The following is a 24,480-nucleotide window of genomic DNA, read 5'->3' as shown; positions in this document are numbered from 1 at the left end:
TATAGTCATTCGCACCCTGAGAATTACACTTTGAAGTGATTCAGGGTATGCGCTTACTGGTTACGAATATTGAGCGAGAATCATGCGATGATCGCCGCTTTTCTTTCGAGCCAGTAGGTGCTCCACGTTCGCTAACGAATACTCAGGGCATGCAGATAACTGCTGGCTATATTTCTTTCGAAGAGCGTGGAATGCATACCAATCCCCGATAAAAAGGAGTTGGTGATGACTGAGACTAATCAATTTGCTGCGCACGTTGGTCTGGACTGGGCAGATAAAAAGCACGATGTCTGTGTTCAGTTTAAAAACGGTGAACGCACATTCCATGTGATTGAACATACGCCGGAAGCGCTTGATGTCTGGCTTACCGAGTTACACCAGAAGGTAAAAGGCAGGATCGCTATCGCCGTTGAGCTGAAGAAAGGTCCCGTGGTGTATGCTCTTCAGAAATATCCATTTATCACCGTTTTCCCCGTCCACGCTTTGTCTCTGGCTCGTTACCGGCAAGCCTTCTCGCCCAGCGGTGCTAAAGATGACCCGCAGGATGCCGAGCTGGCATTAGAGTTAATGCTGCGTTATCCCCAAAAGATAAAAGCCATTGAACCCGACAATGCCGATATCCGGTTACTCCAGCAACTGGTTGAGCAGCGTCGTCAGTTGGTTGAAGATAAGCGCCGTTTTGTGAACCGGCTAATCAACACACTCAAACAGTATTATCCTCAGCCCCTGGAGTGGTTCTCACATCGGGGTAGCTTGCTATTGTGTGAACTGATTATGCGATGGCCCAGTCTGCAACAACTAAAACGAGCCAGGCGAGACACGATCCGCAACTTTCTCAATGCCAAAGGTGGCCGCGCAATGGCCCTTACCGAGCAGCGTGTTGTGAGTATTGATAACGCCATTCCGTTGACGACAGACCCGAGTGTTATAGAGGCTAATGCTTTGATGGCAACAGCACTGGCGACACAAATTAAAGTCGTGAGTGAAATCATCAAAACCTATGACGAACGAATCGAAACGCTGTTTGACACATTGCCAGATTCGGGGCTGTTCAAATCACTTCCGGGCATGGGGCCGTGTTTGGGACCACGAATGCTTGCTGCACTTGGTGATAACCGTGACCGGTTTAACAGCGCTGAAGAAATTCAAAACTACGCAGGTATTGCACCGGTGACAGAACGAAGTGGCCAGAAATCCTGGGTTCACTGGCGATGGCAGTGTGCCAAGTTCGTCCGGCAAACCTTTGTTGAATGGGCTGCCAAGACGGTTAACTCATCATACTGGGCCAGACTTTATTATCGGGGACTGCGAGAAAAAGGAAAATCTCACCAGTCTGCAATCCGGGCTCTGGCCTTCAAATGGATAAGGATCATTTACCGCTGCTGGAAGACCAAGACCCAGTACGATGAAGCGAAGTATTTGCTGGCACTGGAAGCGCGAAAGTCGCCCTTACTGAAGCCATAAAAAAGCTTGTCGAATGTCTCAGGGCGTGAAGCGGACTTCAATAGCCGCAAATTAAGGGCTTTATGTGGATGTCCGAAGCACTTTTGAAGTGCCCGCCTGTAAGCATCTGTTCAGAGCCGCTCAGGGCACTATCTTAATGAAGCTGTTCGCGGGCTTATAGAATGTAGCGGGAACATCAACTGAGAGGCTCATAGAGAAAATAATCGAAATCAGCATGTACATTTTCACCGGTAAAATCCTGACAGCAGAGTCCCACAAAGGTGCCGGTAAAACGTTCATATCCTCTCTCTTTATAGTATTCATCTGATAACTTGCTGTACTCGACATAATCTCCGACGCTATGCCAGTTCTGTTCATCGAGAGAATAATAGTAAAAGGCGGCGTCATACCTGACATCAACCCGAAGATAAACAGGTAGCTCACTTTCAATGTCGATGCCCGGACCGGCAGGGTGTGAAAAAGTATTGAGATCGTTAATCAGCAGATTAACGGTCCGCTTCCCGTTTTCGCCGACAGAGACATACAGATAAATATAACCGGCAGTATCATATATCGTTGTTAATCCAGCCATCTGCTGAAATGATCGCGGGTTGAAGTCAAGACAGGTCTGCGCCCTGTAAGCAAAATCAGTCTGGCGTCTTGCAATAAGGCTCTGTGTATGAAGAGAACTGAGTGATTCTTTTCCGTAAAGCCGCAGCCAGCCTTTTCTGGCCGTCAATGTACACACCGACTCCGGCAAAGGAACACGAAGAGTATGGTAATGAAGAGCAAGGTTCGGCGAATCGAAGTCGTCACGTGAAGCGGTTTCAGGCCAGGGTCGCTCCGTCAGCCGGGTATGAACAATCATTTCTGGCGTGTTCTTTTCGTTGCTTAGCCGCAGCCAGCCGTCTTCGCTCCAGTACACTTTCTGAATAGCTGTTTCACGGCCCATAGGGCTTCTTCCCCGTGAAGGAAGAGGCCTGCCGCATAGGTGCACCATAAACCATTCATCTGAAGCCGTTCTGATAAGGTCTGCATGGCCGGTACGCTGCAGTGGCAAACGGCAGTCATAGCGTGCAGTCAGCATCTGTCCGCCGGGATCCGTTTCGTAGGGGCCTTCAAGCCTGCGAGCTCGCGCCATCGTGACGCCATGATTGTAGAACGTCCCGCCTTCAGCGGTCATTAGATAATACCAGCCTCCATGCTCATAAATATGAGGTCCCTCGGTCGTCCCCAGGCGGCTGCCCGCATAAATCTTCAGCGTTTCGCCGGTGACTTTCTGCTCCTTTTCATCGTACTGCTGAAGAATAATGCCGTTCCATCTGGGGAAACCCGCTTTACCGCCATCCCGATAGCTCATCTCCATACTGACCAGCCATTTGGTTCCGTCCTTTTTATGGAACAGAGAGGGATCAATTCCCCTGCTGTTAACGTATACCGGTTCAGACCATTCCCCCTCAATATCATGCGTGGTGACGATATAATTATGAGTATCCCAGAAGCGACCGCTGAGGCTTTTAACGTCGGTATAGACCAGATAAAAAATACCCTTATCCTCGCTCAGACACGGTGCAAAAATCCCGCCTGAATCGGGGTTGCCTTTCATATCCAGCTGGCTCAGCCTGTTGAGTGGACAGGAAATAAGTTTCCAGTTTTTTAAATCAAATGACTTATAAATGCAGATCCCCGGAAACCACTGAAACGTGGAAGTAGCGATATAAAAGGCTCCGTTTGCCTCAATAATCGACGGGTCCGGATTAAACCCTGGCAGTAAAGGGTTATGTATTGTGCTCATCGACTCTCCCCTGTTGTCAGCGCTGACGGCTCCGATTTACTTTCACTGGTTACGGGATCGGTGTGCGGTTTATAACCGCGCAGAATATAAATCAGACTCAGTATGAGCAGTGCTGGGATCACGGTAAAAAGCAGCCGTATACTCAGCACGGCGGCGTCGCTCTGCACTCCTTCACCGCCGGTATAATCACCCAGCGTCAGAAGGAAACCTGTCAGTGCGCCGCCGAGGGCAATACCGACCTTGATAGCAAACAGATTGGTCGAGAAAACCAGCCCGCTGAATGATTTGCTTAATTTACTTTCGATACTGTCGATGATGTCACTCAGGAAGCTCCACTGAAGTGGTGTCGCCGTCGAGTTAATAAAATGAACAATACCGGTGATGGTGAAAATGACGAGTATATGTTTTGCGGGGATAAAGAAAAGCAGGATCATGATACCCGCCTGCATGGCCATCGCCATTTTATATGCGAACAGCCTGTCCAGCTTTCCAAAAAGTCTGGTCGTACACATAGAGCCGAGAAATTTTGCCCCAAGTATGATGGTGAGCATGATGCTGACCAGTTCAGGACGGTGCATGTAATAAGTGACGAAGTACATGGCACCGCCGGTCTTGAGGATGCCTGCCGTGAGGTTAACAACGTTGAGAATAAAGATGCTTCGCCAGTTGGCATCATTCGCGAGCTGACGCAATTCGCCGAATACGCTGCTAAATTTCTGCGAGCGATCAACTGGCCGGGTGTATCTCTCACGCGTCATGAAAAAGCACAGGTAGAACATGACCGTACTGATAATGCCCATCAGCATCATTGCGAAAAAATAGCCGTGTTGAAGGCTGCCATTTCCCAGAATGCGGGTCAGGGGAAGAGCAACGGCAGAGACAATCAGCCCACCCAGCGCGGCGAACGCAAACCGGAAAGACTGCATGGAGACCCTTTCAAGCGGATCGCGTGAAAGGTTGTTTATCATTGCGCAGTAAGGGACATTGACCAGCGTATATAGCAGCGACAAAGCCGTATATGAAACATAGGCGTAAATAATTTTACCGGTCTCACCCGTTTCCGGCGTAAAGAATGTCAGTGCACCCAGCACACCGAAAGGCAGGGAAAACCACAGCAGATAGGGCCTGAACTGGCCATGCCGGGTTGATGTATGATCCGCCAGAAAACCGATATAAACATCAAAAAAAGCATCCACTATCCTGACAACAAGAAACATCGTGCCCATGTGAAAGGCACTGAGTCCATAAACATCCGTGTAAAAATAGGCCATAAACAGCATGATGGTCTGCCAGATTATGTTTGACGCCCCGTCCCCAAGGCCGTAACCCAGCTTTTCTCTGAATGTGAGTGCAGACATGTTGATACCTTCTGATATTCAGGGGATGCGTACGGGCATACCCGTCTGTTGAGATATCAAAATTAAGCCTCTCAGCGCAGACCTGATAGAGAGAAACAGGTAGAAAATATAATTTTTATGCTGTTCAGGTGAACGCCCGATCACTTTTCTGGAAATTAACGTCAGAAGCGCAAGAACAGAAATATTTCTGCCAGAGCAGAGGCGGAAAATGCAGCCTATTTACATTTCCGGTTCATGAAACGGATCATGCCGGGTGGATAACTGTTTTGTAGATCGGCTGGCAGCACGAAAAGCCCCGGGCGTGACGCCCATCGTCTTTCTGAACCGGAAACAGAAATAGGCGCTGTCCGTAAATTCACACTGATGTGCAATTTCAGTGACGGAAAGGCGGGTGTTACGCAGCAGCTCCGCTGCGCGGGCCACCATCTTGCGGACAAGGTAGTCTTTAAAGCTGACATGCATTATTTTTTTAAACGTGCGCGAAAAATGCGCTGGAGAAAGCCGACAGCGTTCAGCTGCCTGTGTTAGTGACAGGGTGAAATCCCTGTCACGCTCAATCTGCACAACGAAATCAATGATATTACTGAAGGTATTATGTTGCTCACGGCGCACGGAGAGGGTTTCGGTGAATCGGGCCTGAGAAAGGACCGTGTTAAGGAGCAACAGCATGACTGGGTCGATCTCATTTTGCGTGCAAAGCTGCTGATGCTGCTCCGTCAGCCATTCGAATAAGAACTGAATCCGGGCAACGGCAGAAGCGTCAGGTTGCATGATAAACCCCGTATTCTGTTTGCATGTCGGTAGGGGGAATTTCAGGCGATAAATGGCGGCATCGTTATACTGCAAAAGATAACGTTCATGATCGGACGTGTAAGCCAGTTCCATATCATGAAGTGTCATTGAGGATACGAAAACCAGAGTTCCGTCTGTGACCGGGAACTTTTCACTGCCGATACAAAAGTAACCCGAAGCGCGTCTGAACCACATGATTTCGTGCTCAAGATGAACGTGCGGTCGGATATAAACGCCCTTTTCGGGTACACCCTCGCCGGCACGTAACAAATAATCCGTGCCAGCCATTGTTTCTATACGTTCAAAATAATGGTCTGAGTTTGACATTGTTCTCAGGCGTTCTCCGGATGCTAATCGTTATTGCCAGACACGCTGTTCAGATTACTTCAGATTTGTTGTTAACCAGTATATGTCCCGCATCTGGAACATTTATATAACAAAGGGGCGAAAAGGCCACACCATAAATGGCCTTCAGGGAGGAAACAGGAAGCCTGCTGTGTAGCGGATATGAAACGGTATCAGGCCGCTTTCCCGCGTACAGGGCTTGTTTTTGGTTAACAGACTGAACAGGCTGCGGTTGATCTTGACTGGCAGGCCCTCCGCTCATCGGGGTCAGTAAGAATCGGATTCATGAGGCTATGATCACCGTATTTATTGTCAAATAAATATGCTTAAACGATGCATTGCCTCTCCTGCCCCGATAATGCTCCAGGAAAAAGATCCCAGTCATATCGTATTCGCGATTACAGCTGCTGCCATTTATCGAAAAAAATTCTAAGAGTGAGACAGGATATTTCCGCTGAACATACCGCCCTTGAAGACGCTGGCGGCAATATCCGTTGTAAACAGAACAACGTCACTTTGTGCTGTCGCCATGAGGGTGAATTTTTCAGAACTGACGAGCAGACTCTCTCCCGGATGCAAAATGACATCCTCTATGTTCACCTGACCTGCAAAAACATATATCAGTCTGGAGATATTTTCTGCCGGAGTGACCGGAAGCGGCAGAGAGGTGTTCGCTTCCAGTCGTGCATCCTGAATCCATACGCTGCTGCGAATAACCAGGGGCGCATTGTCCGGGCCAGCAATATTACGCCATTGGTTCAGACTGAATGCGGTATCAAAATCGTGAAACTGTACACATGGTTTTAAATCAGGTGTAACTGGACGCAAAAATATCTGTAGTCCTTCAAGTTTCCCACCCTGGTTCAGGACCTGTTCTTCATGCTGAAATGTATGCCCTGCTCCCATCAGCATAAGACGTGTAGGGCTTATTTCCTCACTGTTTCCTTCAGTATCCAGATGCCTGACCAGTCCGCTGCGCAAATAAGTCAGGATCTCATCATCCTTATGCGAGTGCATCGGGATAACTGTTCCCGGAGAAACTGCCGCATGGTCTATTCTGCCAATCCCACCAATCCCGCTGTCACCTTTATTTAGTACAAGGCCTGGCCAGAGAATATCGATACCAAAGCCGCCTGCCTGGTGTCCCCGCTTACGGGTCTTGTCTATTTTTATAATCTCTTTCATCATTTTCTCAGCAACGGGCAGGTATGCCTGCCCTGATGTTTTTAATATGCAGCATCATCAGCCACAATCTATTTTTGGGACCAATGGTTATGCCTGTGCGTTCCAGCTCTGAACTGTTTCACGAACGAAATCGCGATAATTGCGCAACGGTCTGCCCAGCATACCGGTGAGGATGTCACGTGAAGACTCTCCCGGGATCATCCCGTATTTCTGAAAACCCCGGAACATCATCTTGATGTCGCGGGTTAAAACAGCCGGAGCAAACTGCTGCATCATTTCTTCAAACTTCTTCAGGTCGTCACCAGCATAAATAACGTCCTTGCCTGTTGCTTCGCTCCAGATAGTGGCGGCCTCCATCCCGGTGATCAGATCTGGACCCACAACATCGATAATGCATCGTGGTAACGGAACCTGAGACTGTTCCCGACGGAGCAGTTCAAGAGCGGCCACTTCAGCAATGTCGCGGGCATCAACCATTGCTGCCCCGCGGTTACCCAGAGGCTGAGAATAAGTCCCGTACTGCATAATGGCCTCTCTCAGGGTTAACTCATTCTGGAAGAAATAGGCCGGCCGCAGGATGGTTGCCGATAGACCCCGATCCTCAATGGCCTTTTCCACATTGTATTTAGCTGTGAAATGCGGAACGTCACTGAACAGTATGCCATTGAAAACAGAGAAATATACGATGCGCTGGATACCTGCATCAGCAGCCAGATCGAGGGTGGTCAACGCCTGAGTCAGTTCATCCGGCACCACGGCGTTAAGCAGAAATAGCGTTGTTACGCCTTTCAGTGCTTCCCGCATGCTCTCGAGATCGGTCATATCACCAGTAACTGTCTGCACACCTGCAGGAAAATCCGTTTTTTTACCTGCACGTATAAGCGCACGGACATCCGCACCTTTCGCGGTCAAAATTTCAATAATATGGGAACCGATTGTTCCGGTACTGCCTGTTACAAGAATGGTCATTTATGTCTCTCTGTCAGAGTTTGAAGTGATGAAACGGGGCGTATCTCGGGCCTGATGTTTAGCGGAAAATTAACTTATGAGCATAGGTGCCAGTTGCGCTCCCGCCTCCGTTGCCCAGCTTCCTGCCAGTTCAGCTATGAGCTGGTTCGTCGTGGTCAGAGTAACGCCAGACTTCTCCATGCGGCGAAGCGCAATATCATCAGCCATCTTCGTCGGAGAACCGCCAGCATCAGCCACAACCTGCACGTCAAAACCCTGGCTCACCAGCGTCAGGGCGGGGTAGACGGTACAGACGTCGTTAGTGACTCCTGCAATAATGATTTTCTTACGGCCAGTGGCCTTTACGGCGTTGGCGAAATTTTCATCGTCCATTGCATTAACGATCCCCAGGCGCTTGATACGGTTTTCAAATGCAGATGGCTGAATCTCTTTCAGTTCTGGCAGCAACGGTCCCTGGGCATGTTCTTCCATGCTTGATGTCAGAATGACCGGCAGGTTTAGAATTGCCGCGGCTTTTGCCAGAATCAGCGCGTTACGTTTCATTTCGTCAAAAGTGGTCGAGGTTACCCATCCCATGGTGCCTGTCTGATGGTCTATGAGCAGTAAGGCGGAATTGTCATTCGTAAATCTTTCAAATTTCATCGTATTACTCCTGCATGGTGATATTCGATTTAAACCGATCCCGCGAACTGGCCGTCTGGAGATATAACCGGGGCCAGTACAGCCTTTTCAATTCGGGAGATTCCGCTTGCTTAGGAAAACAATCCTTAAGCGCAGTCTTCAGAGCATGCATTAAACAAAGAAAAGGATAAATGGGGTAAAATAGAAAACATTATTCCATTGGTGGAGCAATTGAATGGTGATGCTGAATGACATTGCGCTTTTCGTTGAGGTCGTTAAATTTCGCAGTTTCAGAGGGGCGGCGGAATCACTCGGCATGCCTAATTCAACACTTTCCCGGCGTATCAGCCTGCTTGAGAAAGAGATCGGACTGCGTCTTTTACATCGCACCACGCGTAAGATGGAACTCACGGAGGCGGGGCTTATTTACTATGAACGTTGCCGAAGAATTGTGGATGAAGCACGACTGGCACACGAACAGCTGGGTGAGATGCTCGCACAGCCTAGCGGGGTATTACGTGCCTCATTACCCGTTGATTTCGCTAGGGTTTATCTTGCACCGATCATTGCTGAGTTTTCTGAGCATTATGCCGGAATCAGTTTTGAGTTTGATTTCACACCGCGTCAGGTGGATTTGATTTCAGAGCCTTATGATGTGGCCATCAGGCTGGGGGAGCCTGCAGATTCAACTCTTATCGCCAGAAGGATAGCCCAACTACCGCGCTTTCTTTACGCCTCCCGGGAGTACATCAGTAAAAACGGCGCTCCTCAAAATCCTGCAGAGCTTGTCCTGCACGAGTGCCTTCGCATGAGTACAGACAGTTCCCCTCAATGGGAGCTGTTACGTGAACAAGAAAGAGTAAAGGTGCCAGTGCAGGGACGATTCCTGATGAACAGCATGGGTATGATCAAAAAGTTTACCGTAATGAATATGGGGATAAGTCTTTTATCAGCGGGACTGGTTCAGGAAGAAGTCAGCAAAGGGATTCTGGTCAATATTTTACCAAAGTGGCAGGCCTCAGCAATTTCTGTTTATGCCGTAACTGAAACCCGGCTATTGCCGGCAAAAACGCAGCGTTTTATTGACTTCCTCCGTGAAAAACTGAGTGAATAAATTCTTTCGCTGTACTTATATTCCGGCCACACAGGAACCCGTGAGAAACATATTTTGATGAAAACATCACTCGGTTTTAAATATCCTGATCAGAGCGATTAAAAAACCCTATCCGGAATAAATTTCATTCCTGTGGAAGAGGTGCATGTAACTTCTTATCAGGACTCAACACTATGTCATTTCACACAAGCCTGATAACGACGGCGCACTGGCTAATCGGGTCTAATTCTCACTAAGGTAGGTCTTTTCAGCCGTCGTTGATGTCCTCCCAAGAAGACGATTACGGTGTGGATAACGACCAAACTGAAGGATGATGGACCGATGTTCCTGTTCATGCTGCATGAAGGAAGGGTCTCCGAGCTCATTAAAAAGAAGAGTGGCTTTATCGTGGATTGCAGCTGATTCTGAATGCATCCAGGGCATAAGCAAAAATGCCCGTTGCATAACGCTGAGCTGATGCCATTCTGGTTTGAGAATTGCTTCCTGAGACAGGATCAGCGCCATGCCATCCTGTGCCCATGCGTGCGCGTTTTCCCTGTTTAGATTTCTGGAAAACTGGTCCAGTACAATAATCTCTGCCAGACGCCCGAGTATGTTCTCTCTCCAATGGGAGAGCTCTCCCCGGCATGCCATTTGCCAGCAGGTCGTGAAGCGGTCACTGATTATGGCGTCAAAGTTATCGTCCCGTTCAAACCATTTTGTCTGACTCTGTTCACTGAACCAGAAGTCCAGTACCGTTCTGTAATTCATGTCGGCTCCATAGCTATGCATTCGAAGCGAGATAAGCGGATAAGCAGGTCAGTTAAAAAACGCGGAGAGGGGTACATCACTGATACACATGAGAACGCAGCGATAACTCCATCACAAACCACTTTGTGAACTTCGGTACCGGAGTCGGCTGCAAAGATCTTATCCCTCAGATACACGGACATGTCACGCCTGGACAGGCAAAGCGTCTGGTTATAGTAGGTTTCCATTTCGATAAAAATATCAGCCAAATCATCATATTCGTCTGGTCTGCAGATGGAGATGTTCATATATGGCCCTTGAGCAAAATATAATGATTTATCATAGCGTAAGGAAAACCGAATTGAGGGAGCTATCTCAACAAAGAGCGCTGCAGCGCTTCCCTCCTCAGAGCACTGATGTTTGCCGCTAGCGGTACACAGCGGCTGGATGCAACTGTGAGCGAAAAACGGAAGTGACCTAAATTTATCGTGGTCATGAGATTCAGTCTGAAGCAAGGTGAAGAATGTCCGATAAATCGATGTGTGAGATAACGCTCTTCGTTAATCACACCATGAGGTGCTTTCTGATGATATGGTTATACCCTCACCGTCCCTAAAGAGAGAACACTAATGATTGTAAGGACCTGGCATGGATGTGTTCCGCTTGAACATGCGGAAGGTTTTGCAAAACACCTTGAAAAAACAGGGGTAGAGCATTCCAGGAGCATATCGGGGAACAAAGGCGCGTTCGTTCGCAGAGAAACGCAGGGAAGTTGGGAGCATTTCTTTCTGGCAACTTACTGGCAGGATCTGCAGTCAGTGAAGGCATTTGCTGGAGAAAACTATCATGTGGCGGTCACTTACCCGGATGATGAAGAATTTAAGCTACTTTCTGACCCTTACGTTTTCCAGCATGTTGTTGAGGCAATTTCACCCCTTTAATGTCAACTTCCGGATATCCTGTCGGTATCCCTGAATTGTCATAACCCCCATATTGACTCAACGCATCCACTTAGGGCACAGAGCAGCCTGTTTCATCTGGTATCAACTTGCTGCTCTGTGCGAAAACCGTGCTATTTAACATCACCCGATTTAGACCCTATCACTCAGGTCTTCGCGGGTTGGACCTTGAAAGTAGAGGCAACTTATATGGCAACTACGCGGTTGAACCAACACAAAACGAATCGATTCCCAGACCGATCGCCCGTTCAAGAGCCGCTCTCCCATTCTGCATTGGCTATTAACACTCGAATCTAACCCTGTAAGTTCGAAATCAGGAGGGTACAGTCCGGTAACCCGAATATTTTCTTCGGACAATTGCTGAGCGAGTTTTGTTGTAAATCCGCTGAGCCCATGTTTGCTGGCGAAAAAAGCGGGGTGCGCAATTGAATCCGTGAAATTCGGGATCCCGCAGGAAGAGATAATTGAGACGATATCAGCACTGTCTGAACGTCTTAATCCAGGCAGCAGAGCCTGCGTCAGAAGAATCGACGCTGTCAGGCCGGAACTGACGGTATTAATAATGTCGGTATCAGGCTGGTCGTCTAACGTTCCTGACAACCACTGGGCAGCATTGAGAATTAAAATATCTATGGGCTTGTCTGAAGTTAATAGCTGTGAAGAAAACGCAGAAAGGGATTCAGGCCGGGTTAAATCACAGATATACCCTTTTGCCATACCGCCTTCAGCAGTGATAAGACTGCAGGTTTGTTGAATATCATCAGCCCGCCGCGCGCAAAATTCTACCTCAACGCCTTCCCGCGCCAGCCATACGCACAGCGCCTGACCAAATCCCCTGCCCCCACCCGTAATAACCGCTCTTTTGCCTCTCAGCATCTCCATACGTCCTTTCATTAATGGGTATGTTTATGGAGATATAGCATGAGGAGAGGGAGTGACATCTTTCCGTGAGTGCTATTTTAGATGCGGTCATGGCGTCTGCGATGCGCGATAAACGCCCCTGCAATGAATCCCCCCCCTGAGTTCAGGCCATCATGACCACAATACTTAGCTTGCAAGCGCAGCAAGGATTGCGGCTTCCATTTTCTCGGGGGTGGTGATCGGCGCAAAACGCTTGAGCGGTTTACCGTCGCGTCCGATCAGGAACTTGGTGAAGTTCCATTTGATTCGTCCCCCCAGCACGCCGGGCAATTCGTTTTTCAGATAGCGAAACACCGGATGCGCTGCGGCTCCGTTGACCTCGATCTTCTCGAATATCGGGAAGCTCACACCGTAATGAATGTGACAGGTCCTGGCAATGTCGTCGGCATCGCCGGGCTCCTGTTTACCGAACTGGTTGCAGGGGAACCCAAGCACCACCAGCCCCTGAGCGGCGTATTTCTTATAAAGCGCCTCAAGGTCGCCGTATTGTGGCGTGAAGCCACATTGGCTGGCGGTATTCACGACCAACACCACCTTGCCAGCGAAGTCGAGCATAGCGACAGGCTGTCCATCCAGACGGGTGGCTGTCAGTTGATAAAACGTGGTCATAGCGGGATCCTCAACGCAGAACCTGTTCGACGCCAACATTACCACGTCGCGCACAGCGGCGGGGAAAGGGACGTAAGAAGTCGGTTCTGTTTCTGGTTGCGCGGCAGGTCTGGAAACTTACCCTAAATAATAGCGAAGTATAAAGGCAAACATCACGCCGGAGATCACCGTCACCGGCATTGAAAAGCGCATTGCAACAACCAACGTTAACCCTAACGCGATCAGATCTGCAGGATTTCCGGAGGCAAAAAAAGGCGCAATGAAAGCCAGCATGACACAACCGGGAGACGATTTAAGTACCGTCATCGCCCTGGGCGTAAGCACCCGGTTTCGTAATATAAGATAAGCGGTCACACGCGTTGCATACGTGGTGAGTGCCATTAATACGATGGCGATGAAGGTCTGATAATCAGGCATCCTCTCCCCCTAAAAATGCGGCAACGGCTAATCCTGCTAAAGGGCCAGCAATGACGTACCACAGGCCGGCAATAAAGTGACATACCGCCACGGAGACGACCAGACTGATTATCCAGGGCACGGCTTTACGAATGCCATTCCACATGCCCCTGACCAGCACAAGAAAGACCGCCGGAAAGGCCATATCAAAACCATACTGGTGAACATCGCCCAGCACCGGGCCAATTAACGCGCCGAGTGCGGTACAGAAAACCCACATCGTATAGAAAGATAAAGAGACCGCCATATAATACGGCATGCTGAACAGCGGCGCCGTTTTGTTATTTCTGGAATGCGCGTCATTATAACTGAGTGCCCAACTCTCATCCGTCATAAAAAAAAGCGCAGGTAAAACCTTTCGTTTTGGAAAACGAGAAAGTAAGGGAACCAGCGTCGCCCCCATTAAAATATGACGACTGTTTACCAGTAATGTTACGGCCATAATAAGTAAAAAAGGTGGCGGCGACGTCCAGATTTGTATGGCGGCAAATTCAGACCCGCCGGCAAAATTTAATCCTGTCATCAAGGGAACGTCGAGAGGCGTGAGCCCCTTATGGCTTGCCTGCGCACCCAACACCAGCGCAAACGGGATCACGCCCAGTAATACGGGTAACCCATCTTTCAGGCCACGAAGGATTTCTTTTTTCTTCGTTTCACTCTTATCCAGTAACGGTCTGGCAGAACTGACATCCACACGTTGTTCACTCATGCGTTTCGCTCATTTCAACTATTTCAAATACTGGCGCCAGAATAAAAGATGTGACACTATCAGTAAATATAAATAGTGTCACATTACACTTATGGTAACCTCATGCGCGAACGTTCTCCGTGGCAACCCCGTCTTGCAGAAGGCAATTCCTCCCCTACCGATCGGCTGGTCCAGGCGTTGTCAGACGATATTCTTTCAGGCCTGCTGAGGCTCGGCGCGCGCCTTCCGGCACATCGTGAACTGGCAGATACGCTCGGTATCGCGGTGGGTACTGTAACGAAAGCCTATGGGATCCTGGAGAGACGGGGTCTGGTTCGAAGCGTTAAGGGCAGCGGAATGTTTGTCGCGCTGGCCAATTCCAGAAGCCGAACCTTTATCGACCTGTCGCAAAACACCCCGCCGGCAGCGCTGACCTCCCGGTCACTGAGTAAGACACTCACCACCCTCGCCCGGCGTCCTGACATGGATATGTTTAACACTTACGCCCCGGCAACGGGCCATGATGAACACCGGCGGCTTCTTGCGCAGTGGTTCAGTCGTCTGGGTGTCCCGGCAGATTACCAGCGTCTCATCTTAACGAACGGTGCTCAGCATGCGCTCTCTGTAGCGTTGTCTACGGTCTGTGAACCTTTTGGCCGACTGTACGTTGAGGCTCAAACCTATTCAGGGCTGATTCAGCTGTCGCATTTACTGAAGCTCACATTAGTGGGGATCCCGATGGATGACGAAGGCATGGATGTCTCTGTTCTGGAAAAGATCCTCGATGAAAATGCGGAAAAAGGCGGTGCTGTCTATGTCACGCCGCTCTTACAAAGTCCGTCCACACGCATTATGAGCCTGGCCCGCCGCCAGGAACTGGTTCGGGTTTGTCGGGAAAGGGGCATAAAGATTATTGAGGATGATGTTTATCGGCTGATGAGCACGACAGAATTGCCACAGATTGCCAAAATAGCCCCCGATATCACCTTATATGTGAATAGCTTATCTAAGATCCTTAATCCAGCATTGCGGATTGGCGGGCTGCTGGTACCAGAGGCGCTGTATTCACGAGCAGAATCCATGCTGAGGGCAACGGCGATGATGGTCTCTCCGCTAAGCAGTTCCATCATGGAGCAATGGCTGATTGATGGCACAGCAGAAACCGTCACCCTCGCAATTGAACACGAAACCCGGCGTCGCTACCAACTCGCTATCGACATTTTAGGGGAGCACGTTTATCGCTCGGGGCTGCCCAGCTTTCATCTCTGGTTACCGTTTTCACGCGATGACGCGCACTCTTTCTACAATGCAGCGCTGGCGACAGGCATCAAAGTGACAGCACCGGCCTCGACTGAAGTGGGTCAACAGTCGGATCAGTACGGCGTCAGGTTATGTATTGGCGGAACGGAGTTCAGCCAGTTAAAACAAGCACTCTTGAAACTCAACGAGATTGCCGGGCAACTCAAACAGAAACCAGACCCGTTCCCGCTTTTTAATGTATGAATGACAGGATAGGTCTGACTCCTTTTCTTCTGACGAGGGTAATGTCATTCCCTTTATGTGCTCAAAAAATCAGCGGCGATTCGATCAGCATTTTTTCATAATATTTTTATCAGTCGCCATGATGAAATAGACGATGCTTATACAATCGGTAAAGCGTATGGATGGGTCTTATGCTGCCATTCGACGCGAAGCGTAAACGCTTTTTTACGGGCCAGGTCAGGCGTTGTCTGCTTCAAAAAAATTGCCGTATTTGTTATATTGTTACTTATTGATTATTCACCTCTGCGGTGCCAAAAAGAACAAGATTCACCGCAACCCAGGACAATGAAATGTTAGATTACCGCTTCCCGACAGCTTTGCAGATGGTTCTCAGCGTAGCGATGGCGGAGCAATCGGGTGAACGTTCGACGAGTGCGATTCTGGCCTACGGACTGGAAGCAAATCCGAGCTTTATCCGCAAGTTAATGGTTCCGCTTACGCGTGACGGCATTATCGTCTCAACCCTTGGCCGTAACGGTTCTATTCATCTTGGTCGTCCGGCGGATAAGATCACCCTGCGTGATATCTATGTTTCTGTCATAGAAGATAAAAAGCTGTGGGCGTCGCGTCCTGACGTACCGGCTCGCTGCGTCGTCAGCGCCAACGCGTGCTGGTACTTCAAATCTATCGCCGATGAAGCGGAGCAGGCTTCGTTAGAGGTTCTGGCTCAACATACCGTGGCCAGCGCGCTGGAAAAGGTCAAAAAAGCCGATACCAGCGGGTGCGATCCGGTGCCTGAAATTGAAGGCCTGCATAAAAAAGCGTAGTCATGCTCTTCCTGATACGAAAAAAAACCGCCTTAACGAGAAGGCGGTTTTTTTGTGCCCTGTAAAAACCTAGGCAGGTAAAACGTCGTTGACCGGTTTGCCGCGCGTAACGAATTTACGCAGCGTCACGTAAAACACCGGCGTCAGGAATAGACCAAACAGCGTCACGCCCAGCATCCCGGAGAACACCGTGATCCCGGTGACACCGCGCACTTCTGCGCCTGCGCCGTGGCCGAGGATCAGCGGAATCGTCCCGGCAATAAAGGCGATGGAGGTCATCACAATCGGGCGTAAACGCAGGCGGCACGCTTCCAACGCCGCTTCCATAATCCCTTTCCCCTGAAGCTCCAGCTCGCGCGCAAACTCAACGATAAGAATCGCGTTTTTACATGCCAGCCCCATGAGTACCACCAGCCCCACCTGCACGAAGACGTTGTTATCGCCCCCGGTCAGCCAGACGCCAAACAGCGCGGACAACATCGTCATCGGAACGATCAGGATAACCGCCAGCGGCAGGGTCCAGCTTTCATACAGTGCGGCCAGCACCAGGAAAGCCAGCAGCACCGCGACCGGGAAGACAATCAGCGCCGTGTTGCCCTGAGTGGCCTGCTGGAAGCTCAGATCCGTCCATTCAATATTCATCCCGTTCGGCAGGATCTGCTTAGACATTCCGTCCAGTTGCGTCATCGCCTGTGCCGAAGAGAGAATGCGCGGATCGGCATCGCCAATCAGATCCGCCGCCGGATAACCGTTATAACGGATCACCGGATCCGGCCCGTAGGTGGTGCTGATATTCACCATACTGCCGATTGGCACCATTTCGCCCTGATTATTACGGGTGCGCAAATTCGCAATGTCTTCCACGCTGTCACGGAACGGCCCGTCGGCCTGCGCCATCACGCGCCAGGTACGCCCGAACTGGTTAAAATCGTTCACATAAGACGATCCCAGGTAGGTTTGCAGCGTACCGAACAGATCGGTCAGCGACACGCCCTGCGCTTTCGCCTTATCTCGATCAACCTGCACATCCAGCTGCGGAACGTTAGCCTGGTAGGTTGAGATCGGGAAATGCATCCCCGGCGTCTGCATAATCGCACCGGACATGGTGTTCACCGCGTTTTGCAGCGCACCATAGCCCAGACCGCCGCGATCCTGGATGTACAGCGAATAACCCGACCCCTGCCCCAGCCCTAAAATCGGCGGTGGCAAAATGGAGAAACCAAAGCCCTGCTGAATTTGAGCGATTTTGGCATTGATCTCAGCGTTAATTTCCGCCGCCGTGTGTTTACGCTGATCGAACGGTTTCAGACCAAAGAAGACCGTCCCGGTATTCGGCGTGTTGGTGAACTGCAGCGCATTAAGCCCAGGAAAAGCGACCGCATAATCCACGCCTTCGGTATTCATCCCGATTTCGCTCATTTTACGGATCACCGCATCGGTGCGGGCCAGTGAAGAACCTTCCGGCATTTTCACGCCGCCAATTAAATACAGCTTATCCTGGGTCGGTATAAACCCGCCGGGGACCGCTTTAAACATGACGCCAGCCGCACACAGCAGCAGCACATATACAACAAACACCGCGCCACGACGTCCGAGCGTTTTCCCCACCAGCCCCTGATAACCGTTTGAGCTACGGTGGAAAAAGCGGTTAAACGGACGGAACAGCCAGCCGAACAGACGATCGATAAGCCGGGTCGGGAAGTCTTTCGGGGCACCGTGCGGTTTTAACAGCAGCGCTGCCAGTGCCGGCGAGAGCGTCAGCGAGTTGATGGCGGAAATCACCGTCGAAATCGCGATAGTCACCGCAAACTGTTTGTAGAACTGGCCAGTTACTCCGGAGAGGAACGCCATCGGTACAAACACCGCGCACAGCACCAGCGCAATCGCGATAATCGGCCCCGAAACTTCACGCATCGCCTGATGCGCCGCCTGAAGCGGAGAAAGCCCCTCTTCGATATTTCGCTCGACGTTTTCCACCACCACGATGGCGTCATCCACGACGATACCGATAGCCAGCACCAGCCCGAACAAACTCAGGGTATTCAGTGAGAAGCCAAGCAGGTAGAGAATGCTGAACGTCCCCACAACCGATACCGGCACCGCGATCAGCGGAATAATCGACGCGCGCCAGGTCTGCAGGAACAGGATCACCACCAGTACTACCAGCACCACCGCTTCCAGCAAGGTCTGTACAACCGCGCGAATGGAATCGCGAACGAAAACCGTCGGGTCGTACGGTGCTGCCCATTTCATATCTTCCGGGAAACGCGTGGCCAGTTCGTTCATTTTCGCGCGCACGGCGTTAGACAAATCGATGGCGTTCGCACCCGGGGACTGGAAGATACCAATCCCGACCGCGTCTTTGTTGTTGAGCTGGGAACGCAGCGCATAGCTGCCAGAGCCCATTTCAATACGCGCCACGTCGCGCAGGCGTACCAGCGAGCCGTCTTGCGCCGTTTTCAGAATAATATTGCCAAACTCTTCTTCCGTGTGCAGACGCCCCTGGGCGTTAATGGAGATCAGGAAATCGCTCTCTTTCGGCAGCGGCTCGGCGCCAAGCTGTCCGGCAGAAACCTGAACGTTTTGCTCCTGCATCGCCGTCACGACATCCGAGGCCGTCAACCCGCGGGCTGCCACCTTGTCGGGATCCAGCCAGATGCGCATCGCGTATTCGCCAGAGCCAAAAATCTGAATCTGACCCACGCCCGGCAGACGCGCCAGTTCGTCCTTCACTTTAAGCGTGGCGTAGTTACGCATATACAGTGAATCGTACTTGCCGCCCGGCGAAAACAGATGCACCACCAGCGTCAGCGTCGGTGATTGTTTCTGGGTGGTAATACCCAGACGTCGTACATCTTCCGGCAGACGCGCCTCGGCCTGTGACACGCGGTTTTGCACCTGAACCTGCGCCTGATCCGGGTCGGTACCCGGGCGGAACGTCACGGTGGTTACCAGTACGCCGTCAGAGCCTGCAACGGATTTCATGTACATCATGTTTTCAACGCCGTTGATAGCTTCTTCCAGCGGCGTCGCCACGGTTTCTGCAATCACTTTCGGGTTGGCACCCGGATACTCCGCGCGCACCTGCACGCTTGGCGGTACGACGTCAGGATATTCGCTCACCGGCAACAGCGGGATAGCGATTAATCCTGTGATGAAAATCAGAATCGACAGTACTGCGGCAAAAATCGGCCTGTCGATAAAAAAGCGGGAAAAGTCCATATGTCGGATTCTCGGGTAAGGGATCAGTTAAGCGCGGCGCTGGCGGTCATCGGAACGGTTTTCGCGTTAACCGGCATACCCGGCATAAACACTTTTTGTAAACCGTCGACGATGACTTTATCGCCAGGGTTCAGCCCCTGCTGCACGATACGTAAACCGGCGGCCAGACGTCCCGGCGTGATATCGCGGCGCTGCGCTTTACCTTCTTTATCAACGATATAAACGTATTTGCGATCCTGATCGGTCAGCACCGCTTTATCGTCGACAAGCGTGGCTTTGAATTCAGCGCTGCCCGGCAGGCGTACGCGGGCAAACAGTCCTGGCGTGAACTGACGCTGCGCATTATCCAGCAGCGCGCGCATACGGATGGTGCCGGTGCTCGGCGTTAACTGATTATCAAGAAAATCCACCTTGCCCTGATGGGGATAACCCTCCTCCCCCACCAGACCAATCTCAACCGGGAGTGCCAGATGATTACTGGACGCGCCCTGCCCGCTGCGGGCAAGATTTTGATAGTGAAGGTAGGTTGCTTCATCCACGTCAAAGTAGACGTAAACCGTTTTCAGGGAGACCAGCGTGGTGAGGACGCTGGCACTGTCACCCGCTGTGACCAGATTACCGCTGGTGATCAGCGCGCGGCTGGCGCGGCCATCAATAGGCGCGGTCACTTTGGTGAAATCCAGGTTAAGTTGTGCCGCGTCAACAGCCGCCTGCGCGGCGCGAATGTCGGCCTGCGCCTGAGCGGCGGCCGAACGGCGCTGCTCCCACTCTTCACGGGAGACGACGTTGGTATTGACGAGTTTATCGGTACGGTTAGCCTCACTGCGCGCCAGGCTGGCCTGCGTTTTGGCTCTCGTTAAGGTGGCCTGCGCCTGTTCCAGCGCAGCGCGATAGGTTCTGTCATCGATAGTGAACAGCACCTCGCCCTTTTTCACTTCCTGGCCGTCGGTGTAATTCACTTTATCAATGTAGCCGGAGACACGGGGGCGCAGCTGAACGCTTTCCACCGCTTCAATCCGGCCGTTAAAGCTATCCCACTGACTGATGGATTTCACTACCACGTCAGCGGCGCTCACAGCGGGCGCTTGTGGGACGGCATTTTGTGCCACGCCGTCATCGCATCCGACAAGCAGCATGGAGAGGAACATCGCTCCCAGCGCCGTCAGATGAACGTTAACCCAGGGTTTTTGCAGGCTCATTATTTTTATTCCGGTAATGGTAGCCGCCGGGCAAGACGCTGCGGGAGACGCGGCGCCACTTCCTTTGTCCGGACTGGCTTGAGACTATTTGTGTCGTTCATCGCCACAAAACTGTAACAGTTGCGAATACACTATCGCGGCGATTGTAGGAAGGCGTCAGATTTAGTGCAAGAATAATTAATACACTTTATGTGCTATTTGGCTCAGGGGCAAAAGGCGCGTTTTCGGCAAGGATTTAAATGCAACAATAAAACTTGCATTTAATGTCAGAGCGAGTCATCTTTAAATGCAACAGACAAAAATGCTTTTTAAAACGCGGCGTGGGGGAAACCATGAACACTGACGCATTTATTCATGATCTACTCGACTGGATCGACAACAACCTTGAAAGCCGCCTGGACATTAACACCGTTTCCAGGCGCGCCGGCTACTCGAAATGGCATCTCCAGCGGATCTTCAAGGAACATACCGGGTATCCGCTGGCCGAGTATATTCGTGCACAAAAGCTGCAAAAATCGGTCGAGCGCTTAACCCACAGCGATGAACCGATCCTGAACGTGGCGATCGCGCTGGGCTTTGACTCCCAGCAGTCCTTCAACCGCAGCTTTAAGCGTCAGTATGGCCAGGCCCCCGGGGCATGGCGTCGCAATACCGTCTGCCCTGAACGCCAGCAATCAACCTAGTGTCGCGGCTTTCGCCGCGACCGGTACTGGCCGGTGGCAAACCGGCCTGTAATCATGTTCCCGTGTTCACCGCTCAGCCGTCCGTTGAACGTGTTAACGCTTCCCAGCGATCGATTTCCTCACCTAAACGCGCGAGCTTTTCCCGCACTAAACTCAAAGCATCACTGCCAAGCAATAAATGCGTCGGCGGGTTCTGGCTCTCAATGATAGCCAGCATGGCGCGCGCCGCTTTTACGGGGTCGCCGAGTTGCTGACCACTTTTTTCCTGACGAGCCTGGCGGACAGGTTCGAATAACGCGTCATAGTCCGGGATGCTGCGCGCGCTGCGTACCATCGAGCGTCCTGCCCAGTCGGTGCGAAACGAGCCCGGTGCCACCGCAGTGACATGTATGTTGAACGAAGCAAGCTCTTTGCTCAGCGTATCTGATATGCCTTCGAGCGCAAATTTACTGCCGCAGTAATAGCTGATGCCGGGCAGAGTGATGAAACCGCCCATCGAGGTGATATTAATAATATGGCCGTGACGACGCTGGCGCATGCCCGGCAGCACGGCTTTGATCATCGCAACGGCGCCAAACACATTCACCTCAAACTGGCGGCGCATGTCTGCGAGCGAGGACTCTTCCAGTATGCCTTCGTGACCGTAACCGGCATTGTTCACAAGGACATCAATCGGGCCGACGGCAGACACACTCTGCGTAACCACTTCATCAATGTGCGCATAGTCCGTGACATCAAGCAGGCAGCCGAATGCCCGCTGCGTATCGAGTGCCTCGAATGCCTGCTTTGCTTCGGGGGTGCGCACGGTCCCCACGACCCGATGGCCTGCGGCGAGGGCTTCCTCCGCCAGAGCACGACCAAAGCCGCTGCTAACGCCGGTGATTAAGATTGTTTTTGCAGATGCCATAAATAACTCCCATGAACAGTGAAGGTTGCATGGTATTCTCTGCTCTGCCGTATTTTTAGGCCGTATTTTCTCTTTTTATTGCCTGATTTTATGAGGTGCAGTGATGTCCGGGATGATTACCTTAGTAAAAGCACTGGCGGTGCAGGAGGGGTACAACCTGACGGCGTTGCCTGATGTGCGAATTTTGCGTGCCGACCGCCCGCTTGCGCGAACGCCCGTGCTTTACGATCCGGGGATTGTGATTGTCTGCCAGGGCAGCAAACGCGGCTTTTTCGGTCAGCAGACCTATCTGTATGATGAACAGCACTATCTGGCCGTGTCGGTTCCGGTGCCGTTTGTGATGGAAACCGACGCATCGGCAGAACACCCCTTGCTGGCGATATATCTGCATCTGGATTTTCAGCTTGCCGCTGAACTGATGTTGCAAATTGAGCAGCATCACGCCCCTCATCCTCCCACTGCGCCACAAAGCACGATGTCGAGCCCGATGGACGACGCGGTAAAAACGGCCGTGCTGCGCCTGCTTGAAGTACTGAACAATCCGCTTGAGGCGGCGATCCTCGGCCCGGCGCGGGTGCGAGAGCTCTATTTCCGCGTCCTGACGGGGGCCCAGGGCAAGGCCATGCGCGCCGCGCTGGCCTTACAGGGGCAGTTCGGCAAAATTGGCAAAGTGCTGCAGCACATCCATGCCGCCTACGCTGAGCCGTTAACGCTTAATCAACTGGCGATGGAGGCCGGAATGAGTGTGCCGACCTTTCACACCCATTTCAAAGCGATAACCCGTATGCCGCCGATGCAATATGTGAAATCGGTGCGCCTGCACCAGGCAAGGATGTTGATGGTGCGTCAGCATATTACCACCGCCGCCGCGAGCTACGCCGTCGGTTATGAAAGTCCGTCGCAGTTTAATCGTGAATTCAAACGGCTGTTTGGTTTGCCACCCGCAGAGGAAATAAAACGCATGCAGCGTAATTTCGCCGTTCCGCCTGTGCAGCAGGCATCGATATTTGTCTCTTCCCATTAAGCCTGATACTACATACCAGGCCTGAATACAGGCCTGGTATGTACACGGCGTCATGACGCTGCGGATTGTACTAACTCAGGAACTTACCTTTGAGCAGATTAAGTCCCGCAGACATCAGGTCGCCCTGGGCCGGGGCTTCGCCCTGCGGTGAAAGACCGTCGACGATTTTAGGCAGGTATTCAGCAATCAGCGTCGACGCGGTTTGAGAATCCACGCCCAGTTTTGCGCCGAGATCCTGCAGCGCAGGCGATCCAAACACCGATGTGATCTGTTCGCTGTTCACCGACTGATTACTCTGCTGGCTAAGCCACGACTCGACAACGCCGCCCAGGCCGCCATTGCGGAATTTTTCGAGGATCCCCTGAATGCCGCCCTGCTGCTCAATCCAGGTCATGATCGCCTGGAGTTGCTCCGTCTTACCGCCCTGCCCGCCGGCCAGGCTGCCGATTTGATCTAATAATCCCATCACAGACTCCCTACAAACATCGCTAACACGTCCTGATTGACGGCTTACTTAGCCGGGATAATCAGTACCTGACCCGGGTAGATTTTGTCGGGATGCGTCAGCATCGGTTTATTGGCTTCAAAAATACGCTGATACTCATTGGCAGAGCCATACATCGCTTTTGAGATGGCGCTCAGGGTATCGCCGGATTTCACCGTGTAATAGCGGCTTTCCACCCCGCTTTGGGTGACGGTCACGCTATCATTGACCTGACCAATCCCGGTGACGTTACCTACCGCCACCAGAATTTTTTCTTTATCTTCCTGGGAGCCCACGTCGCCGGTCACCGTCGCCGTACCGTCGTCCGCGACATTAATGTTGACCTTTTCGGCACCAGGCAGGTTAAGACTATCAATATGTTTTTTCAGCTTGTCGGCCTGATCTTCCTTGCTACCGCCGGATACGGCATCCCAGATTTTCTCGCCCGCTTCTTTCACAAAACTTAATAATCCCATCTTCCACACCTCCATAACTGTTTCATGGTGAACATTTTCATTGGAGCCCGTTGCAGGATGTACGATGCGGTGTCTCCGCTCTGGCTGAAAAATCCGGAAACAGCACAACCTGCCACATGAAGTATATCCAATCAGCGTCAGGGTGCAGGATATTTGCCCTGGTATCGCCGTTATGCCGCAACATTCCCTCTT

General features: G+C 51.5%; 23 protein-coding genes. 7 read left to right on the top strand and 16 right to left on the bottom strand.

The window, feature by feature from the left end; all coding sequences use genetic code 11:
• Positions 1 to 225: 225 nt before the first annotated feature.
• Entirely contained in the window at positions 226 to 1,464 is a 1,239-nt protein-coding gene (locus F8561_RS22475) for an IS110 family transposase (RefSeq protein ID WP_012291449.1), read from the top strand.
• A 175-nt stretch (positions 1,465 to 1,639) separates the two neighbouring features.
• Here F8561_RS22475 and F8561_RS22470 read toward each other — a convergent pair whose 3' ends face one another.
• The 6 genes from F8561_RS22470 to F8561_RS22445 form a co-directional block, all read right to left on the bottom strand.
• Positions 1,640 to 3,238: a glycoside hydrolase family 43 protein gene (locus F8561_RS22470; protein ID WP_151887974.1), complete on the bottom strand. Its 1,599-nt coding sequence runs from the start codon at positions 3,236 to 3,238 to the stop codon at positions 1,640 to 1,642.
• Positions 3,235 to 4,596, bottom strand: coding sequence for a glycoside-pentoside-hexuronide (GPH):cation symporter (locus tag F8561_RS22465; RefSeq protein WP_020885083.1), 1,362 nt, complete (start codon positions 4,594 to 4,596; stop codon positions 3,235 to 3,237). Before F8561_RS22465 ends, F8561_RS22470 begins: the two co-directional genes overlap by 4 nt.
• A gap of 219 nt (positions 4,597 to 4,815) precedes the next feature.
• Positions 4,816 to 5,715: a helix-turn-helix transcriptional regulator gene (locus tag F8561_RS22460; RefSeq protein WP_151887973.1), complete on the bottom strand. Its 900-nt coding sequence runs from the start codon at positions 5,713 to 5,715 to the stop codon at positions 4,816 to 4,818.
• Between the two features lie 447 nt (positions 5,716 to 6,162).
• Positions 6,163 to 6,921 carry a pirin family protein gene (locus F8561_RS22455; protein ID WP_047366338.1) on the bottom strand — a complete coding sequence of 253 codons (759 nt, stop codon included), beginning with the start codon at positions 6,919 to 6,921 and terminating at the stop codon, positions 6,163 to 6,165.
• Between the two features lie 84 nt (positions 6,922 to 7,005).
• Complete coding sequence (locus tag F8561_RS22450) at positions 7,006 to 7,887, bottom strand: SDR family oxidoreductase (RefSeq protein ID WP_020885086.1); 882 nt, start codon at positions 7,885 to 7,887, stop codon at positions 7,006 to 7,008.
• 69 nt (positions 7,888 to 7,956) lie between these two features.
• The gene (locus tag F8561_RS22445) at positions 7,957 to 8,529 is read right to left on the bottom strand and encodes an isochorismatase family protein (protein WP_151887972.1); all 573 of its coding nucleotides are present in this window, start codon (positions 8,527 to 8,529) and stop codon (positions 7,957 to 7,959) included.
• 214 nt (positions 8,530 to 8,743) lie between these two features.
• Here F8561_RS22445 and F8561_RS22440 point away from each other — a divergent pair, with 214 nt between their 5' ends.
• A complete protein-coding gene (locus tag F8561_RS22440; protein WP_151887971.1) occupies positions 8,744 to 9,622 on the top strand; it encodes a LysR family transcriptional regulator in 879 nt (292 codons plus the stop codon).
• A gap of 222 nt (positions 9,623 to 9,844) precedes the next feature.
• On the opposite strand, the gene F8561_RS22435 is transcribed toward F8561_RS22440, so the two are convergent.
• Positions 9,845 to 10,372, bottom strand: a complete 528-nt coding sequence (locus F8561_RS22435; protein ID WP_151887970.1) for a DUF924 family protein — start codon at positions 10,370 to 10,372, stop codon at positions 9,845 to 9,847.
• A gap of 608 nt (positions 10,373 to 10,980) precedes the next feature.
• On the opposite strand from F8561_RS22435, the gene F8561_RS22430 reads away from it, so the two are divergent.
• Positions 10,981 to 11,292 carry a hypothetical protein gene (locus F8561_RS22430; RefSeq protein ID WP_025204747.1) on the top strand — a complete coding sequence of 104 codons (312 nt, stop codon included), beginning with the start codon at positions 10,981 to 10,983 and terminating at the stop codon, positions 11,290 to 11,292.
• A 150-nt stretch (positions 11,293 to 11,442) separates the two neighbouring features.
• Here F8561_RS22430 and F8561_RS22425 read toward each other — a convergent pair whose 3' ends face one another.
• From F8561_RS22425 to F8561_RS22410, 4 genes are all read right to left on the bottom strand, one after another.
• Positions 11,443 to 12,186 carry an SDR family oxidoreductase gene (locus F8561_RS22425; RefSeq protein WP_151887969.1) on the bottom strand — a complete coding sequence of 248 codons (744 nt, stop codon included), beginning with the start codon at positions 12,184 to 12,186 and terminating at the stop codon, positions 11,443 to 11,445.
• A gap of 171 nt (positions 12,187 to 12,357) precedes the next feature.
• Complete coding sequence (locus F8561_RS22420; protein ID WP_151887968.1) at positions 12,358 to 12,840, bottom strand: glutathione peroxidase; 483 nt, start codon at positions 12,838 to 12,840, stop codon at positions 12,358 to 12,360.
• Positions 12,841 to 12,957: 117 nt separating this feature from the next.
• The gene (locus tag F8561_RS22415; RefSeq protein ID WP_014168994.1) at positions 12,958 to 13,257 is read right to left on the bottom strand and encodes an AzlD family protein; all 300 of its coding nucleotides are present in this window, start codon (positions 13,255 to 13,257) and stop codon (positions 12,958 to 12,960) included.
• Positions 13,250 to 14,005, bottom strand: coding sequence for an AzlC family ABC transporter permease (locus F8561_RS22410; RefSeq protein WP_032677597.1), 756 nt, complete (start codon positions 14,003 to 14,005; stop codon positions 13,250 to 13,252). Before F8561_RS22410 ends, F8561_RS22415 begins: the two co-directional genes overlap by 8 nt.
• A 102-nt stretch (positions 14,006 to 14,107) precedes the next feature.
• Between F8561_RS22410 and F8561_RS22405 the strand changes: the two genes are divergently transcribed.
• Both F8561_RS22405 and F8561_RS22400 read left to right on the top strand, forming a co-directional pair.
• A complete protein-coding gene (locus F8561_RS22405; protein ID WP_025204751.1) occupies positions 14,108 to 15,487 on the top strand; it encodes a PLP-dependent aminotransferase family protein in 1,380 nt (459 codons plus the stop codon).
• Between the two features lie 329 nt (positions 15,488 to 15,816).
• The gene (locus tag F8561_RS22400) at positions 15,817 to 16,293 is read left to right on the top strand and encodes an RrF2 family transcriptional regulator (protein ID WP_020885097.1); all 477 of its coding nucleotides are present in this window, start codon (positions 15,817 to 15,819) and stop codon (positions 16,291 to 16,293) included.
• Positions 16,294 to 16,362: 69 nt separating this feature from the next.
• On the opposite strand, the gene oqxB is transcribed toward F8561_RS22400, so the two are convergent.
• Complete coding sequence (gene oqxB / locus F8561_RS22395; protein WP_020885098.1) at positions 16,363 to 19,515, bottom strand: multidrug efflux RND transporter permease subunit OqxB; 3,153 nt, start codon at positions 19,513 to 19,515, stop codon at positions 16,363 to 16,365.
• A gap of 23 nt (positions 19,516 to 19,538) precedes the next feature.
• A complete protein-coding gene (locus tag F8561_RS22390) occupies positions 19,539 to 20,714 on the bottom strand; it encodes an efflux RND transporter periplasmic adaptor subunit (RefSeq protein ID WP_014168988.1) in 1,176 nt (391 codons plus the stop codon).
• Between the two features lie 332 nt (positions 20,715 to 21,046).
• Here F8561_RS22390 and F8561_RS22385 point away from each other — a divergent pair, with 332 nt between their 5' ends.
• The gene (locus F8561_RS22385) at positions 21,047 to 21,397 is read left to right on the top strand and encodes a helix-turn-helix domain-containing protein (RefSeq protein ID WP_032679651.1); all 351 of its coding nucleotides are present in this window, start codon (positions 21,047 to 21,049) and stop codon (positions 21,395 to 21,397) included.
• A 73-nt stretch (positions 21,398 to 21,470) separates the two neighbouring features.
• Here F8561_RS22385 and F8561_RS22380 read toward each other — a convergent pair whose 3' ends face one another.
• Positions 21,471 to 22,304 (bottom strand): oxidoreductase, encoded by an 834-nt coding sequence (locus F8561_RS22380; protein WP_151887967.1) that lies wholly within the window; start codon positions 22,302 to 22,304, stop codon positions 21,471 to 21,473.
• Positions 22,305 to 22,407: 103 nt separating this feature from the next.
• On the opposite strand from F8561_RS22380, the gene F8561_RS22375 reads away from it, so the two are divergent.
• Positions 22,408 to 23,328, top strand: a complete 921-nt coding sequence (locus F8561_RS22375; RefSeq protein WP_151887966.1) for an AraC family transcriptional regulator — start codon at positions 22,408 to 22,410, stop codon at positions 23,326 to 23,328.
• Positions 23,329 to 23,398: 70 nt separating this feature from the next.
• Here the strand turns inward: F8561_RS22375 and F8561_RS22370 are convergent, their stop codons facing one another.
• Entirely contained in the window at positions 23,399 to 23,794 is a 396-nt protein-coding gene (locus tag F8561_RS22370; protein ID WP_020885102.1) for a YidB family protein, read from the bottom strand.
• 44 nt (positions 23,795 to 23,838) lie between these two features.
• Positions 23,839 to 24,288, bottom strand: coding sequence for a peptidoglycan-binding protein LysM (gene lysM / locus F8561_RS22365; protein ID WP_020885103.1), 450 nt, complete (start codon positions 24,286 to 24,288; stop codon positions 23,839 to 23,841).
• Positions 24,289 to 24,480 lie beyond the last annotated feature (192 nt).

Origin of the sequence: Enterobacter sp. 198 (assembly GCF_009025585.1) — a bacterium.
GTDB classification, from domain to species: domain Bacteria; phylum Pseudomonadota; class Gammaproteobacteria; order Enterobacterales; family Enterobacteriaceae; genus Enterobacter; species Enterobacter ludwigii.
This window is presented reverse-complemented; position numbering and strand designations above follow the sequence as displayed.